The sequence below is a fragment of the Methylobacterium sp. Leaf112 genome (assembly GCF_001423295.1).
Classification (GTDB): domain Bacteria; phylum Pseudomonadota; class Alphaproteobacteria; order Rhizobiales; family Beijerinckiaceae; genus Methylobacterium.
Genome location: NZ_LMNG01000001.1, coordinates 45,258 through 60,956 on the forward strand (window position 1 = coordinate 45,258; position 15,699 = coordinate 60,956).

The following is a 15,699-nucleotide window of genomic DNA, read 5'->3' on the forward strand; positions in this document are numbered from 1 at the left end:
CCTCACCCGGCCGCCAACGCCTTCTCGCGAATCGCCGTGAGACTCAGGCCCGGAGAGATCGCGTCCGTCGCGATCTTGAGGTGGACGATGGCCGGCTGGCCCGAGGCGAGGGCCGCCGCGAACGCCGCCGGAAAGTCCTCCGTGCGCTCCACCGTGACGCCGAACCCGCCGAACGCGCGGGCATAGGCGGCGAAGTCCGGGTTGCGCAGGTCGGTGGCCGAGACCCGGCCGGGGAAATCCCGCTCCTGGTGCATGCGGATGGTGCCGTAGCTAGCGTTGTCGCAGACGATGCAGACGAGGGGCAGGTCGTACTGCACGGCAGTGGCGAATTCCTGCCCGGTCATCAGGAAGTCGCCGTCGCCCGCCAGCGCGATCACCGTGCGGTCGGGGTAGAGCCGCTTGATCGCCACCGCCGCCGGGACGCCGTAGCCCATGGAGCCCGAGGTCGGGGCGAAATGCGTGGCCGGGCGCCGGAAGCGGTAGAAGCGGTGGATCCAGGCGGCGTAGTTGCCGGCGCCGTTGCACAGGATCGCGTCCGCGGGCAGCGTTTCGCGCAGGTGCACCATCACGGCGCCGAGGTTCACGGCGCCGGGCTGCGGCGTCGCCGCCTCGCTCCACTCGAGGTACTCCGCGTGCCCGGCCCGGGTCTGGGCCACCCAGGAAGGGGGGGCTGCGGGCGCGGCGAGGCGCGCCAGGGCGGCGGCCATCCGGGTGGGCGCGGCGTTGATGGCGAGGTGCGGGACGTAGACCCGGCCGAGTTCCTCCGGGCCCGGATGCACGTGGACGAGACGGGTGGCGGGATTCGGGATGGCGAGGAGATCGTAGCCCTGGCTCGGGACCTCGCCGAGGCGCCCGCCCACCACGATCAGAAGATCGGCCGCCCGGGCGCGCGCGACGAGTTTCGGGTTGGCCGCCAACCCGAGATCGCCCGCATAGGCGGGGTGGAGCGGATCGAACAGCGGCAGGCGGCGGTAGCTCGTGGCGACGGGCAGGTCGAACCGGTCGGCGAAGGCGTGGATGTCGCGATACGCCGCCTCGCTCCAGCGGCTGCCGCCGAGCAGCAGGAACGGGCGCTCGGCCTGGGCCAGCAGCTGCGCGAGACGCTCCATCTCCTCCGCGCCCGGCGCCGCTTCGACGGCGACCCAGGGGGCGGCGAGCGGCCCGGTCGCCGTGTCCTTCAGCATGTCCTTGGGCAGGGCGAGAACCACCGGACCGGGCCGGCCGCCGGTGGCGGCGTGGAAGGCGCGCGAGACGTATTCGGGCACACGGGCCGCGTCGTCGATCTCGGCGGCCCATTTCGCGATCGGACCGAAGGCGGCGCGGTAGTCGATCTCCTGCCACGCCTCGCGGTCGCGCAAGGCCCGCTCGATCTGGCCGACGAACAGGATCATCGGCGTCGAGTCCTGCTGGGCCACGTGGATGCCCGCCGAGGCGTTGGTGGCGCCGGGGCCGCGGGTCACGAAGCACACGCCCGGCCGGCCCGTCGCCTTGCCGTAGGCCTCCGCCATCATCGCCACGCCGCCCTCCTGGCGACAGACCGTGACCTGGATGCGCGATTCGTAGAGGGCGTCGAGGACCGGCAGGAAGCTCTCGCCCGGCACGGTGAAGACGTGGTCGACGCCGTTGACGGCGAGCTGGTCGACCAGGGCCCGGGCGGCGGACCGGGGGGACGCGTCTGAGATGGGGGTGGGCATGCGGCAATCCGGATCGCGAGCGACGGCGTCGCGTGGGGGCGGGTTCGGTGGCGGGCGCAGCCGCGACGTCGCACCGGCCGAGGTTCGGCGTGGCTCTCGTGGCGATGCCCGCGTCCGGGCGGAACGTCGGTCTCCGATCGATTTGCCGATCCTAGAGAGGCATCCTTAAAGATTTTCGCCGGTGGTGGAGCCGATGAGACCCGCGCCGAGTCCCGCGCCAAGATTCGCGCGTACGACCCGCGAGCCCACGCGAACCGTTGCATCATGATCCGAGCGTTGAAATCCGCTTTGCCGACTCGACGCGCGCCCCGTGCGGCCGGCAGCCCCGTGGGCGAGACGGCCGCGCCGCCGGTCGCGCGGGGCGGGTTCGGCGGCCGGTTCGCCGTGATCCTGTCGGGCGAGCTGATCCAGAGCCTGTTCCACTTCGCCCTGAACATCGCCCTGGTGCGGATCCTGAGCCAGCACGATTACGGGCTGTTCGCCATCGTGTTCACCGGGGGCGCCGTGGGGCTCGCCTATATCCGGGCCCTCGTCGCCGTCCCGGCGACCCTGCACATCGCCCGCAGCCTCGGCCGGCCGGCTGAGCGCGGCTACGACGTGGTGTTCGGCTCGGGCGCCCTGGCGCTCTGCCTCGGCATGGCCGCCCTGGCGCTGGCGCTCCTCATCCCCGTCATGGGGGTCGCCGGGGCGCTGGGCGCCGGCGCGTTCGTCGCCCTCTACGCGTTCCGCAGCTACCTGCGCCTCGTGCTGCTCGCCCGGAAATCCGCCCGGATCGCGGGGATGAGCGACGGAGTCTATGCGAGCGTCGGCCTGACCCTGACCCTCGCCATCCTGTACGCGGGTGATGCGTCCGCCCTCGATCACGCCTTCCTGGCCCTCGCCTTCGCCCATGCCTGCGGAATCGTGGTCTCCTACGTCGCCCTGCGTCAGCCCCTCCGGATCACCCTGCGCCGGTCCCTGTGGCGGCGCTACGTCGGCCTCTGGCGGACGCTGCTGTGGTCGCTGACCGGGGTCACCAGCATGATCGTCCAGGGCCAGGGCCTGACCCTGGCCTTCGCCGCCATCGTCGGCCCGGCGGCCTACGCGCCGATCGCCGCCACCCTGGTGCTGTTCGCCCCCCTGCGCATCCCCACCAACGCCCTGGTCAACATGGTCCTGGCGGAGGTGACCGGGCTGCTCGCCACCGGGCAGGCCAGGCAGGCCGACCGGATCGTCGTCCGCTCGACGGCGGTGATCGCGCTCGGCTGCCTCGTCTACGGCGCGGCCATGTGGTTCGCCCTGCCGCTCATCGAGCAGGTTCTCTTCAAGGGGCGGTTCGGCCAGGAGCCGATGGCCTGGATCGGGCTCGGAATCTGGGCCGTGACGACGATCTCCCTGCTCTACGCGATTCCGCGCACCTACCTCGAAGCCTCGGCCGCGTTCCGCTCCATCGCCTGGGGCGCCATCGGCGCCGCCCTGCTCGGGTTCTCCATCATGATCCCGATGCTGCTGAGCCTGCCGTCGCACACGGCGCTGCTGGGTCTGATCGCCTCCGAACTCGCCAGCTGCCTGTGGTACGTCCTCAACTTCCGCCGCCTCGCACGCCGCGCCGACGGTGCCGTGCTGGCCGCCGCCGCCATCGTGTCGGAGGCGGAGGCGCCCCGCGAGGGCGATCCGGCGGCCCCCGCGCGGACGGGGCTTCGGAACGGGCGCGCGCCCGTGCGGACCTGAACGGGTAGCCAGCGCGACGAAATGGGGTATGCCGCACGACGAATCCGGATGAGGCGCGCGGCGATTTTCCCATGTGACGCGGGCGCCGGCCCCTGAAACAGAGTGAGTCCGTCGCGCCGCGCGGCGACCGGGGGATCGCGTCTCCCGGGCCGGCGGCGGATGAACAGAGAGCGGGCGCGGTGCCCGGGCAGGAGAGCACATTGAGCAGTCCGGTCCGAGACGTCCCGCCGCTCGCCGGCGCCGCGCTGATGAAGCGGGCCATGCGGCGCCTCGCCGGCGGCGTCGTGGTGGTGACGGCGGGCTCCGGCGAGGAGCGCGTCGGCCTGACGGCGACCTCGGCGGTCTCGCTCTCCGTCGAGCCGCCGACCATGCTGGTCTGCATCAACCGGGCGGTCTCGGCGTGGCCCGTCATCGCGCGCCGGCGGCACTTCTGCATCAACATCCTGGGGGCCGGGCACCAGGCGGTGGCCGAGCGCTTCGCCGGAATCGGCGGCCTCAAGGGCGCGGCCCGCTACGCCGATGCCGATTGGGTCGCCATGCCGTCGGGGGCCTCTGGCCTCGCCGGGGCACAGGCCATCCTCGACTGCACCCTCGACGAGGTGATCGAGCGCCACAGCCACGCGATCCTGCTCGGTGCCGTGGGCGAGGTGCGGATCGCGAACGAGGACGCGGACGCGCTGGTCTACCGGCTCGGCCGCTTCGGCAGCCTGCCGCTGGCCTGATCCAGCGGGGCGCCGCCTTCGAGAACCCCGCGGAAGCACGCCACCATGCCGGCGGCCGAGGCCGCCTCGGCGAAGACGTTGGCGTAGCGCGCCCGCGCGGCCCGGGGAAAACCGACCCAGGCCTCGGGCTCGCTCACCAGGAATGCGAGGCGTTTGGCGAGGGCGGCGGCGTCGCCCGGCGGAACGAGCCAGCCGGTGACCCCGTCCTCCACCACTTCCGGCAGGCCGCCGATGTCCGAGACCACGGGCGGAATGCCGGAGGCCATGGCCTCGATGGCGACCCGGCCCAGGGATTCCGGCAGCCGCGAGGGCACGGCGACGATGTCGGCCCAGGCGAAATGCTCCGCCGGGTCCGGCGTGAACGCCAGCCGCTCGACGGTCCGCGCGAGGCCGGCTTCCGCGATGCGCGCCGCGAGGGCGTGCTCCCGCGCCTCATCCTCGAAGGCGCTGCCGACGATCCGCACCGCGATCCGGTCGCGGGTTCCCCGGGGCAAGCGCGCGAGGGCCTCGACCATGACGTCCTGGCCCTTGATCCGGCTGATCCGGCCCAGCATCAGCACGCGCAAGGGGCGGTCGCCCCGATACGTCGCGGCCTTCGGCCGGCCGGGATCGGCGATGCCGTTGTAGACCACGGTCCCCGGGCGGCCGGGCGGGGGGGCGAAGGCGGCTTGCGTCGCCCGCGAATTGAAGATGACGCCGCAGCCGGCCCACCCGATCAGTCCGCGCAGCACGGTCCGCACCAGGCCCTGCGGGATCTCGTGGACGTGGACGAGGCAGCGTCGGCGGAAGAACCGGGCCGCCAGCAGATAGTCGGTGACCACGGAGGTGTTGACGTAGGTGAGGTCGCTGCGCGCCATCCGCCGCATCGCGCGGCCAACGGCCACCGGCAGGGTCAGGAGACCCAGGGTCGCGAGCCGTGGCAGGTCGCGGCGGCGCAGGATCCACAGGGGCTCGACGTGGATGCGGCTCGCCAGGGGCTCCAGGGCGACGACGATCGGGCCGTGACGCGGCAGGACCACGTCGATGACGGCGTCCGGCCACGTCGCCCGCATCACCCGGACCGTCTCGATGAAGCTGCGGTCGGACCCGTAGAGTTCGAACCCCTGGTGAACGCACGTGATACGCATGGGGGAGCTCTTCCCGGGATGCCGAGGATCGTTTCCGACACGGATCGTTTCCGACATCGTGCGTCGCCGGAGAGATCAGGACAGACCTCGTTGGATCGGTCTCTATGGATCCTTTGTTAAAGAATGACACAGCACGGTGCCGTGAGGGCATGCCCGCGCACAGACGGCGGTCGATCGTGCAACCCCGGCACGATCCTGCAAATCCGGCAAAGGTGACATTCCATGACCACCCCGCCCGCTCCCGCGCTCCTGATACTCGGAACGCGCGGACTCCCGGCCGATCACGGTGGCTTCGAGACGTTTGCCGAGCGCCTGGCCCTGTTCCTCGTCGCGCGCGGCTGGTCCGTCGGCGTCTACTGCCAGGACGAGGTCGAGACGGTGACCGAGCGGTTCCGCAGCGAGACGTGGCGCGGCATCGAGCTCATCCACGTGCAGGTCGCCACCCGCGGCCCCAAGGCGACCCTCGACTTCGACTACCGATGCGTCCGCCACGCGGCCGAGCGCGACGCGGTCAGCCTGGTGCTGGGCTACAACGGCGCCGTGTTCCTGCCGCTCCTGCGCCTCGCCGGGCGCCGCATCATCACGAACATGGACGGCATCGAGTGGCGCCGGCCGAAATGGTCCCTGCCCGTGCGGGCCTGGTTCTGGGTCAACGAGTGGATCGCCGCCTGGTCGTCGCACCACCTCGTCGCCGACCATCCGGCCATCGCCGACCATGTCGCCACCCGCCGGTCGCGCAGTGCGATCAGCACCATCCCGTATGGGGGCGACCCCGTGACCGACGCTCCGCGCGCGCCGCTGGCCGCCTTCGGGGTCGAGCCCGGACGCTTCCTCGTCTCGATCTGCCGGATCGAACCCGACAACAACATCCTTACCATCGTCGAGGCGTTCTCGCGCAAGCGTCGGGACGCCAAGCTCGTGGTGGTCGGGGAGCTGCGCGACGACAATCCCTATCACCGGCGGATCCGGGCCGCGGCGAGCGCCGACGTGGTGTTCCCGGGGGCGATCTACGAGGCCGGGATCGTCGGTGCCCTGCGCTTCCACGCCCGGGCCTACCTGCACGGGCACACGGTGGGGGGCACCAACCCGTCCCTTGTCGAGGCCCTCTGGGCCGGCAGCGCCATCATCGCCCACGACAATCCGTTCAACCGCGTCACCGCCGGCGCGGACCAGAGCTACTTTCGCGATGCCGACGGGTGCGAGGCCGAGATCACCCGTCTCCTTGATGACGACGCGGCCCTGGACCGGGCACGGGCGGGGGCGCGCCGCCAGGCCCTGAACTTCACGTGGACGGACATTCTCGAAGCCTACGAGACCATGATCCGCCAGGTCGGCGCGCCGCATGTGCCCGTCCGCTCCGCCGAGGTCGCCGCCGCACGCCTCGGCTCCGGTGCGTCGCGGACCTCCGTCTAGGTCCGCGGGAGAATCGGGGCCGATGACCGGGCGCGTGCCGCCCACCCGGCGCGGCGTGATCGCCGCCGGACTCGCGGCTGGCGGCCTCGCCGGACACCCCATGCCGGCGGCCCTGGGGCGGGAGCCCGTGCGAGCCAGACCGGTCTCGCCCGGGCCTGCTGCGCCGAGGGAGACCCCGTCGGCGAAGCCCGTCGTCCTGCGTCGCGGAATCAACCTCTGGCCGTGGTTCTCCCTCACCCGTGAGTACCCGGCCCCGCGCACGGACTACGCCTGGCCGGCCTTCGATCCGGACCGCCCGGTCCCGACCCGGGCGGACCTCGCCGGCCTCGCGCATGCGGGCTTCGACTTCGTGCGCCTGCCCATCGATCCTGGACCGTTCCTGTTCTTCACGGGCCGGACCCGCGCCGTGTTGTTCGGCATGCTCGACGCCGCCGTCGCGATGGCCCTGGCGGAGGGACTCACCGTGGTCCTCAACCTCCACGCCAACGCGGCGACGCATCACTACACGCCGGAGGCCCTGTACGGCGGCCCCGACGCGCCCCTGCTCGACGCCTACCGCGACCTCGTGGCGGAACTCGCCCGCGCCCTCGCGCGCCACCCGCAGGGCCGGGTCGCCCTGGAGCCCGTGAACGAGCCGCCCCAGGCCTGCGGCGCGGAGGCGTGGGGGCGCATCCAGGCCGGCCTCCTCGGCGCTGCGCGGGCCGCCGCGCCCGCCCTGACCCTCGTCGCCACCGGCGCCTGCGGGAGCCTGGTCGACGGGCTCACCGCCCTCGATCCGGCCGCCCTGACGGCGTTCCGGCCCCTGCTCTACACCTTCCACTTCTACGAGCCCTACCTGTTCAGCCACCAGGGCGCGCCCTGGATGGACGAGCCGGTCTACCGCGCCCTCAACGCCGTGCCGTGGCCGGCCTCCGCCGGCCGCCTCGACGCGACCCTCGCGGCCGTTCGCCGCCGCATGGCGGGCGATGCCGCGCTCCCGGCCGCCCGCAAGGCAACGGCCTACGCCGAGACCGAACTCAAGCTCGCGGAGTACTTCGCCGCCCGGCCCGATCGCGGCTTCCTCGACCGGGGGCTCGCCCCGGTGCGGGCCTGGGCCCTGCGCCACGGCATCCCGACGGGCGAAATCCTCCTGGGCGAGTTCGGGGCCCTGCGCAGCGATCACCGCTACGTCGCCTCGGGGGCGGCCGACCGGGCGCGCTACGTCGGCGACGTGCGCCGGAGCGCAGAGGCGGCGGGCTTCCCCTGGGCGTTCTGGAACCTGTTCGACGGCATGGGCCTCGTGCAGGGCGAGACGCGGAGCCTCGATCCGGCGCTCCTCGGCGCCCTCGGCCTCCCCGCTCCACCCGCGGGGGCTCCATCCGGGGCATCGCCATCCGGGACATCGCCATCCGGGACCTCTTCGCCCTGACGCGAGCCTATCCGGCGCGGCGCGAAGCCGGCGTCGGCCGGTACAGGGCGACGAGGAGGATGGCGAACTTCGCCATCAGGGTGGTCTTGCCCCCGAGGCTCTCGTAGGTGTTCACGAGGAACACGAAGGCGATCATCGGCATGGCGATGCCTGGGCGGCATCGGCGCGCGAGCTCCACCAGGAACAGCGCGACGGCCACGGTGAGCAGGGCGGTCATGATCGCGCCCTGGTAGAGGACGATCCGCACGATGGGGTTCTCGAGCCCCAGGGCGAGGCCGTTGATGCGGCGCAGGCTGTCGATGATGGTCGGGTCCGGGCCGACCACGAGTTCGCGCCAGGACAGACGGTTGAACAGCTCGACGACGAGGACGCGGGCGTTGGCGCTGCCGCCGTCGTCGACGAAGCGCCCGATGAGGGCGTCGAAGAAGCCGAGGCCGACGAGGCCGGCCAGGGCCAGGGCGAACAGCGGCATGGCGAAGGCGGCCCCCGCGACGGCGAGCAGCGGGATGCGCCCGCGCGTCACGGCCCGGATCAGTCCGCGGCCGGCCAGGACGCCGCCGAGGGCCAGGGTGACGACGATGGCCGAGCGTCCCCCGAAGGTGACGAGGGCGACGGTCTGCAACCCGAGCATGGCGAGGCGCCGCAGGGCATCGAGCGACCCGCCGCCCGCCGCCAGGGCGATCACGTAGCAGGCCGTGAGCGTCGCGCTGGTCAGGGGGTGGCCCTGCAGGGCCACCGAGCGGGTGTCGTTCTCGAGAAGCAGGCCGTCGAGGCGGAACGGGAAGAACGGCCCGCCGACGACGAATTCGACGAGGCCGAGGCTCGCATTCGCGGCCATCAGCACGTGCACCAGGGTCTCCAGCCGGGCGAGGCTGCGCCCGTCGCAGCCGCCGAGAAGAATCAACGTCAGGCTCGGCAGCAGGAACGTGTCGATGGCGCCGGCGATGCCCGCGCCGCCGCGCAGGCTGATCTGGAGGGCGAGGGCGGTGCCCATGAGGCCGAGGAACGCGCTCGCCGGCCTGTGCTCCAGGATCGTGACCGCGTTGGCCACGGGATTGCCGGCACGCAGGAGCGTCCACGCGAGGAGCAGGACGGCGGCGTAGGTGGCCGGATGGATCTTCTGGACGGGCGAGCCGGTGAGGCCGTCGTAATTGATGCCGGCGATGGTCCAGAGCATTCCGCCCGAGAGGCAGAAGACCAGAACCGTCAGGACCGCGACGGCAGGGTCCGGAAGGGCCCGGAGGCGCGCGCGGGCGCCGGGGCTCCAGCCGGGGCTCCCGCCCCGCCCGGCGACCTCGCCGCGTAACCCCTCGCGGCTCGACATTCAGGCCCGGTCGTCGATGAGCAGGGCGCCGAAGGCCGGTCGCCCCATGGCCGCGGCGACCCGGTCGAGGTCGACGAGGTCCGCCTGCAGGGTGCGTCCGGCCCGGGCCACGACCACGAGCCGGTCCGCCGCGCCGACCACGGCGCCGAGGCGCGTGTTGGAGGAGAGGATGCCGCAATCGATCAGCACGAGATCGAAGCGCTCGCCGACCTCGTTGAGGAATGCCTCGACCTTGGCGCGGTCGAAGGTTCCCCGCGTCGCCCTGTTGCCGTTGCCGATCCCGAGCCAGCACGCGCCGGTGGCCGCATCCGTGGAGACCACGGTGTAGAGGCCCTTCTCGCCCCTCAGCACGTCGAGGAGCCCGCTCCTGCCGCGGCTTCGGCCGCCGAGATCGGCCTCGATGGTGAGGACCCGGTCTCCCTGTGCCGCCGCCGTGGCCGACAGGACTTCGATCACGGCCTTCTGCGCTGCGCCGTCTCCCGCACCGGCCGCCACGGCGACGATGAGGGCGCGCTCCATGCCGTTCTGCCCGATGCTCCTCGGAGTCATGCCTTTCGGATTCACGCTCGTCTGAACCCTACCGTGGCTGCGCAGGGTGTCGAGGGCGACGGTGGCCTCCTTCTGACAGGCAGCGGAGTCGGACGCGGGCGCGGGCGGGAACGTCGCCAGCACGGGCGCCTTCAGGAGCCGCTCGAACTGCCGGGCGGAGAGCAGCGTCGGCCGGCGGTACTCGCTCACCATCGCGACGCCGACCCCGACGCCGAGGCCGCCGACGAAACCGGCCGCCAGGAGGAAGCCGCGCAGGGGCCAGCTGCGTTCCTCCGGCGGCAGGCCCCAGGAGATCACGCGCGTGTTGGCGGTATCGATGGTGGCCTGCTCGGCGATCTCCCGGGAGCGCACGAGATAGGTGTCGTAGACCGACCGGCTCGCCTGGACCGTGCGCTCGAGTTCGCGCAGCTGCACCGCGGCCTTGCTGGTCTGGACCGATTCGCCGCGCAGGGTCTCGAGGTTGTCCGTGAGCAGGCGCTCGGCGGCCCGGGCGCGCTGGACGTCGATCTCGGCCGCCTTGGTGATCCGGGCGAGCTCGGCATCGATGAGACGCTTGACGTCCCCCATCTGGGTGCGGATGGCGGCCATGTAGGGATGGCGCTGGCCGAGCTGCGTGCGCAGGTCGCCCTCCTTGGCGGCGAGCTCGGCGTATTGCGCGCGCAGGCGCTCGACGGTGGGCGACCGGATCGCCTCCGGCAAGGTGCTGGTGTCGAAGGCCGCGCCCCGCGCCGTGGCGATGTTCTGCAGCTTGCTCTTCGCCTCGGCCGTGCGGTCGCGGGCGGCGACGAGGCGGGCGTTGCTGTCGGTCAGCTGCTGCTCGCTGACGAGGCGGCCGCTCGACGAGATCAGCCCGTTCGCCGCCTTGAACGCTTCGAGGCGCCGTTCGGCCGCGCCGACGTCGGCGCGCAGGCCCTCGAGACGGTCGCGCAGCTCGCCGGCGGCCCGCTTGGCCCCGTTGGAGCGGGCCTCGGCCTGGTCGGCGAGGTACGCGCGCGCGATGGCGTTGGCGATGTCGGCGGCCTTGTCGGGGGTCGACGCCGTCACGACGATGTCGACCACGAACACCTTGTCGGCCCGCTTCACCGCGAGCTTGCGCCGAAGCTTCTGCAGGGCGAGGGTCTTGTGGTTGCGCAGGGTCGGTTCGGAGGGGCCGAGGAGCGTATCCTTCAGGCTCTGCACGGTCCGCTGCACCAGGCCCGCCGCCGGCGCGCCGAATTCGGGATCGTCCTCCAGGCCCACCTCCGCGATGGCGCGCAGGAGCACCGCGTCGGACTCGATGACCCTGACCTGGCTCTCCACGATGGTGACGCCGCCATCCGCCGCGGCGGCGCTCTCGTTGAGGTCGTGGTTGACCACCTGCCGGTTGCGCGGATCGATGAGGAGCTGCGAATTCGCGGAGTACAGCGGCGTCGCGAGGAGGCCGTACACCAGGGCGGCGACGGTGAAGGCCGCCGTCGTCGCGAGCACGATCCAGCGGCGGCGCACCACGATGCGCCAGAGGTCGCCGATGTCGGCCGCGGTGTCCTTGCCCACGGTCTCGGGCCGGTCGGCGACGTAGGGCATCAGCACGGCCGCGCGGCCCGCGTCGCGCTCGGCCGGTCGGACGCTTGGCCACTGATGGTTCACAGGCGGAACTCCATGCATGCGTCCGCGACCCGGCCCATACTCCGCGCGAAGGAGGTCAAACGTCGGTGAAGGCCCGACCCGGAGCGGGCCCGGCTCCCGCCCGTGCCCAGAGTTAATCGATCGATGCTTAATTGATCGTCACGTCCCGCGCCCGTTTCGTCGGCGGGGCGTGAAGAATTGGGGAAGACTTCAGCCGGAAAGGGAAAGTTTACTTCGTCTCCGCAGGCTCGTCACGGGCCGCCGGCGATCCGGCCCTCGGCCCATCCCGCCGAGGATCGCCCGTACCCCGCCCGTCGATGCGCCCGGTCGCGCGGTGGACCGGGATGCCCCGGCAGCGGAAGTGACGACGATGCGAAACCTGGTGTGCCTTCGAGATCCATCGGGCCTTCGAAATTCGTCGGGCCTTCGAGACCCGATCCGCCTGCGGGATCCGTCGTGCTCGTAAGGCTCTGCCTCGACGGGCGCGGCCCCCGCGGGTGGCACGCCGCCCTGGTCGCGCGCCTCGGTGCCCGGCCGGGCTGCCGCGTCGTGGTCGATGCCCGCTCGCGCGTGGCCGCGTGGCCCGCCAACGCCGACCGGCTGTTCCGGATCGAGACCCTGTTTCACGGCCTGCCGCCGGGCGGTCCCGCCGCCCGCCTAAACGAGGCCGAGGCGGCGGCTCTGCCGTGGCTGGCCTCGGCCGACCGTGCGGCCGTGCGGCCCGACTGCGTCATCGATCTAGGCGGCGATTGCGATGCGCCCGACGGCGTCCCGGTCTGGCGCCTCCTCTACGACGGACAACCCGGCGAGGCGGCGCTTCTGGCGAGCCTGCTCGCCGGCCGCGTGCCGGTCGCGAGCCTCGTCGCGGATGGCCGCGTCCTCTGCGAGGCGCGCCTCGGCACGGAAGTGCGGGGCGTCGTCCGCACCACCTTCGAGGACGGGCTCGCCCGGACGGTGACGATGATCGCCGCCGCCTTCGTGGGGGGCGCGGCGCCGATCCCCGCCGGTTCGCCGCCGCCCGCGTCCGGGGCGGGTCTCGGCGCCCGCGACCTCGCCCGGCGCGCGGCCCGCATCGCCGTGGGCAGCGCGGTGCGGCGCCTCTATCACCTCGGCTACCGCGCCCCGCATTGGCGCATCGGCTGGCGACGCCTCGACGGACCGGACCTCGTCGCCCTGGGCCGCCACCCGGATTCGGGCTGGCACGAACTCCCCGACGACGGACGACGCTTCTATGCCGATCCCTTCCCCATCGTGCACGCGGGCCGGTGCTGGCTGTTCGTGGAGGAGTACGATCACGCCTCGGCCAAGGGCGTGATCTCCGCGGTGGCCTTCGACGAGACCGGGCCCGTCGGCACGCCCGTCCGGGTGCTGGAGACCGCCCACCACCTGTCGTATCCGTTCGTCTTCGCGCGCGACGGCGCCGTCTGGATGGTGCCCGAGTGCTGCGCCGCCGGCACCATCGACCTCTACCGCGCGACGGACTTCCCCGGCGGCTGGGTCAAGGAGGCGACCCTCGTCGCCGACGTCGCGGCGAGCGACCCGACCCTGTTCGAGCACGATGGCCGCTGGTGGCTGTTCGCCACCGTGCGCGAGGCGCCGGCGGCGGCCCCCCTCGGGCACGGCTCGTTCTCCGACGCGCTCTACCTCTGGAGCGCGCCGGATTTCCGCGGACCATGGGCGCCGCACCGGGCGAACCCGGTCCTCGTCGACACCGCCGCCGCGCGGCCCGCCGGCCGCGTCGTGGTGCATGACGGGCAGGCGGTGCGCCCGGTCCAGGATTGCAGCCGCGGTTACGGCTGGGCCCTCGGACTCATGCGGATCGACCGCCTCGACGAGGACGGCTTCGCCCAGAGCTTCCTGTCGCGGATCGAGGCGGGCCCCCTCTGGCCGGGCTCGCGGCTGCACTCGCTCAACGCCGCCGGCGGCTTCGAATTCATCGACGGCTCCGCCCGGGCCCCGCGCGTCTCGCCCCGCCGGATGGTGAAGCGCGTCCGTCCCCGGAGCGCGTGAGGCTCAGGCGGTGCTGCCGGCATCCACGGTGAGAACCGTGCCGGTGACGTTGCGGGCCTTCTCCGACATCAGGTAGGCGACGGCGTTGGCCACATCCTCCGGGTCGGCGAGGCGGCGCAGGGCGGCGCGGTTGGCCACCCGCCCGCGCTCGGCCGCGTCCATCCCCTCGGTCAGCGCCGTCTCGACGAAGCCCGGTGCCACGGCGTTCACCGTGACCCCGAGCCGGCCGACTTCCCGTGCGAGTGAGCGGGTGAAGCCGATGGAGGCGGCCTTGGTGGCGGCGTAGACCGAGAGCGCGTTGTAGCCCGTGAAGGCGATGATCGAGCTCACGTTCACGATGCGCCCGGCGCCCGCCGCCATCATCCCCCGCACCACGTATTTGGTGAGCAGCATCGGCGCCACGGTGTTGATGTGCACGAGGTCTTGGATCTCGCGGTCGGGCATGGTGGCGAGCAGCCCGGGCGTGCCGATGGCCGCGTTGTTGACGAGCCCGTAGATCGGGCCGTGCGCGGCGCGGATGCCCCGCACCAGGGGCTGCAGCGCCTCGGTCTGCCCGAGATCGCAGGCCGAGAAGTGCATCGCCCCGTCCGGGGCCGCCCGCGCCGCGGCCTCGAACGCCTCCGAGGGGCGGCGCGCGACGGCCACCACCCGGAAGCCCTCCGCCGCCAGGCCGGTGGCGATGGAAAGCCCGATGCCCCGGCTCCCGCCCGTGACGATGACGGTGCGCCGCTGGGTCGGGGTCGGTTCGGTCGGATTCGGCCCGGTCACGAGACGCCCCGCAGGAGCTTGCCGCCGGCCGAGATCGGCAGGGCGGGCACGAACTTCACGCTGACCGGGACCTTGTGCTTGGCCAGATGCGGCCGGCAATGGGCGATGATCGCCTGTTTGAGGCCGGCCGGATCGTCCGGTGCGCCGCCATCCTCCCGCAGGACGATCTCGGCCTCGACCACGGCGCCGAGGATCGGGTTCGGCCGCGGCCGGACCCGGGACATGGACACGCGGGGGTGGCTGTTGAGGATGGACTCGACCTCCTCGGGCTGAACCTTGGCGCCGCCGACGTTGATGATGCCGCTGCGCCGGCCGAGGAAGTGGTAGCGCGCGCCGCGCAATTCCACGAGATCGCCGCTGTCGACGAACCCGTCCGCGTCGGTCAGCGCGGCGGCGTCGGCGCCGAGATAGCGCCGGCCCGTGCGCTGCGAGCGGATCTGGAGGGTCCCCTCGCGCACCACGATCTCGATGCCCGTGCGCGCGCCGACGAACCCGGCGGGAAACCCCTCGCGGCCGTCCTCGACGGTGAAGCCGACGCCGCCCTCCGTCGAGGCGTAGGCGTGGGCGATGCGCGCCTCAGGAAAGGCGGCGCGCATCTGGTCGAGGATCGCCTGGTCGGCGATCTCGCCGGAGAGGCGGGCGTAGCGCGGCGCGAGGCGGTCGAGGGCCGTGCTCATGAGGGCGAGGCGCCAGTGCGAGGGCGTGCCGAGGATGTGGGTGACCCCGGCCTCGGCCACTCGCACGAGGTAGTCGCGGACCGGCTCGTCCGCCTCCGACAGGACGAGGGGCGTCGGCCCGAGGATCGCCCGCAGGAACACCTGGAGGCCGCCGTAGCGGCGGATGTCGTAGAACGTGCTCCAGACCGTGCCGGGCTCGGGCGTCGCCGCGACGTTGATCCCGCCCGCGAGGCCCTCGAGGGTGTGGACCACGAGTTTCGGCGCACCCGTGGTGCCCGAGGTGGCGAGCACCCATTCGGTCGGGCGGGGGGCCGGGAGCGGAGCGGCCAGGGCCGCCTCCGTGGCCTCCACGCAGGGCAGCCCGTTCAGCGCCACCCGGAACGGACAGGCCGCGTCCGTGACGCAGAGGTCGATCTCGGCGGTGGCGAGGATCTGTGCCGCTTCCTCTCCCGTGAGGCCCGGAGGGGCCAGCACCATCCGGCCCACCAGCCCGTCGAGGGCGAGCATCGCCAGGGCGGCGTTCATCTGGCCGCCCGTGGCGACGAGGACCGCGCGCCCGGCGAGGCGCTCCGTGAGGTCGGTCCGGGTCTGGGACGCGATCAGGGCGGGAAGCGACCGGCGCGCGGTTCGGTCCGAGAGGAACAAGCCGTCGAGGCTGCCCGCGCGCGTCAGGCGGTCACGCAGGGTCATCG

The 15,699-nt window shown here is 72.8% G+C and carries 11 protein-coding genes; 5 read left to right on the top strand and 6 right to left on the bottom strand.

The features are described 5' to 3' along the window. Positions 1 to 2: 2 nt before the first annotated feature. Positions 3 to 1,694 (bottom strand): thiamine pyrophosphate-binding protein, encoded by a 1,692-nt coding sequence (locus tag ASF52_RS00175; protein WP_056165751.1) that lies wholly within the window; start codon positions 1,692 to 1,694, stop codon positions 3 to 5. A gap of 264 nt (positions 1,695 to 1,958) precedes the next feature. Between ASF52_RS00175 and ASF52_RS00180 the strand changes: the two genes are divergently transcribed. After that, entirely contained in the window at positions 1,959 to 3,404 is a 1,446-nt protein-coding gene (locus ASF52_RS00180; protein ID WP_200937370.1) for a hypothetical protein, read from the top strand. 248 nt (positions 3,405 to 3,652) lie between these two features. After that, positions 3,653 to 4,126, top strand: a complete 474-nt coding sequence (locus tag ASF52_RS00185; protein ID WP_056165752.1) for a flavin reductase family protein — start codon at positions 3,653 to 3,655, stop codon at positions 4,124 to 4,126. Here ASF52_RS00185 and ASF52_RS00190 read toward each other — a convergent pair. Continuing rightward, positions 4,087 to 5,253: a glycosyltransferase gene (locus tag ASF52_RS00190; RefSeq protein WP_056165754.1), complete on the bottom strand. Its 1,167-nt coding sequence runs from the start codon at positions 5,251 to 5,253 to the stop codon at positions 4,087 to 4,089. The two genes, ASF52_RS00185 and ASF52_RS00190, sit on opposite strands and share 40 nt — an antisense overlap. 222 nt (positions 5,254 to 5,475) lie before the next feature. Here ASF52_RS00190 and ASF52_RS00195 point away from each other — a divergent pair, with 222 nt between their 5' ends. Together ASF52_RS00195 and ASF52_RS00200 are read left to right on the top strand one after the other, a co-directional pair. Further along, the gene (locus ASF52_RS00195) at positions 5,476 to 6,666 is read left to right on the top strand and encodes a DUF1972 domain-containing protein (RefSeq protein ID WP_056165756.1); all 1,191 of its coding nucleotides are present in this window, start codon (positions 5,476 to 5,478) and stop codon (positions 6,664 to 6,666) included. 22 nt (positions 6,667 to 6,688) lie between these two features. After that, entirely contained in the window at positions 6,689 to 8,074 is a 1,386-nt protein-coding gene (locus ASF52_RS00200) for a glycoside hydrolase family 5 protein (RefSeq protein ID WP_244473646.1), read from the top strand. A gap of 7 nt (positions 8,075 to 8,081) precedes the next feature. Here ASF52_RS00200 and ASF52_RS00205 read toward each other — a convergent pair whose 3' ends face one another. Continuing rightward, positions 8,082 to 9,398 (bottom strand): VpsF family polysaccharide biosynthesis protein, encoded by a 1,317-nt coding sequence (locus tag ASF52_RS00205; protein ID WP_210166781.1) that lies wholly within the window; start codon positions 9,396 to 9,398, stop codon positions 8,082 to 8,084. After that, complete coding sequence (locus tag ASF52_RS00210) at positions 9,399 to 11,573, bottom strand: GumC family protein (RefSeq protein ID WP_244473099.1); 2,175 nt, start codon at positions 11,571 to 11,573, stop codon at positions 9,399 to 9,401. Between the two features lie 435 nt (positions 11,574 to 12,008). Between ASF52_RS00210 and ASF52_RS00215 the strand changes: the two genes are divergently transcribed. Beyond that, the gene (locus ASF52_RS00215) at positions 12,009 to 13,562 is read left to right on the top strand and encodes a glucosamine inositolphosphorylceramide transferase family protein (RefSeq protein WP_056165758.1); all 1,554 of its coding nucleotides are present in this window, start codon (positions 12,009 to 12,011) and stop codon (positions 13,560 to 13,562) included. 3 nt (positions 13,563 to 13,565) lie between these two features. Here the strand turns inward: ASF52_RS00215 and ASF52_RS00220 are convergent, their stop codons facing one another. Continuing rightward, positions 13,566 to 14,330 carry an SDR family NAD(P)-dependent oxidoreductase gene (locus ASF52_RS00220; protein ID WP_056165761.1) on the bottom strand — a complete coding sequence of 255 codons (765 nt, stop codon included), beginning with the start codon at positions 14,328 to 14,330 and terminating at the stop codon, positions 13,566 to 13,568. Continuing rightward, positions 14,327 to 15,697 (bottom strand): ANL family adenylate-forming protein, encoded by a 1,371-nt coding sequence (locus tag ASF52_RS00225; protein ID WP_056165765.1) that lies wholly within the window; start codon positions 15,695 to 15,697, stop codon positions 14,327 to 14,329. Before ASF52_RS00225 ends, ASF52_RS00220 begins: the two co-directional genes overlap by 4 nt. Positions 15,698 to 15,699 lie beyond the last annotated feature (2 nt).

Bases quoted from the DNA above. Each gene is read 5' to 3' on its own strand.
- ASF52_RS00175 (WP_056165751.1), bottom strand. From the start codon at position 1,694: ATGCCCACCCCCATCTCAGACGCGTCCCCCCGGTCCGCCGCCCGGGCC.
- ASF52_RS00180 (WP_200937370.1), top strand. From the start codon at position 1,959: ATGATCCGAGCGTTGAAATCCGCTTTGCCGACTCGACGCGCGCCCCGT.
- ASF52_RS00185 (WP_056165752.1), top strand. From the start codon at position 3,653: ATGAAGCGGGCCATGCGGCGCCTCGCCGGCGGCGTCGTGGTGGTGACG.
- ASF52_RS00190 (WP_056165754.1), bottom strand. From the start codon at position 5,253: ATGCGTATCACGTGCGTTCACCAGGGGTTCGAACTCTACGGGTCCGAC.
- ASF52_RS00195 (WP_056165756.1), top strand. From the start codon at position 5,476: ATGACCACCCCGCCCGCTCCCGCGCTCCTGATACTCGGAACGCGCGGA.
- ASF52_RS00200 (WP_244473646.1), top strand. From the start codon at position 6,689: ATGACCGGGCGCGTGCCGCCCACCCGGCGCGGCGTGATCGCCGCCGGA.
- ASF52_RS00205 (WP_210166781.1), bottom strand. From the start codon at position 9,398: ATGTCGAGCCGCGAGGGGTTACGCGGCGAGGTCGCCGGGCGGGGCGGG.
- ASF52_RS00225 (WP_056165765.1), bottom strand. From the start codon at position 15,697: ATGACCCTGCGTGACCGCCTGACGCGCGCGGGCAGCCTCGACGGCTTG.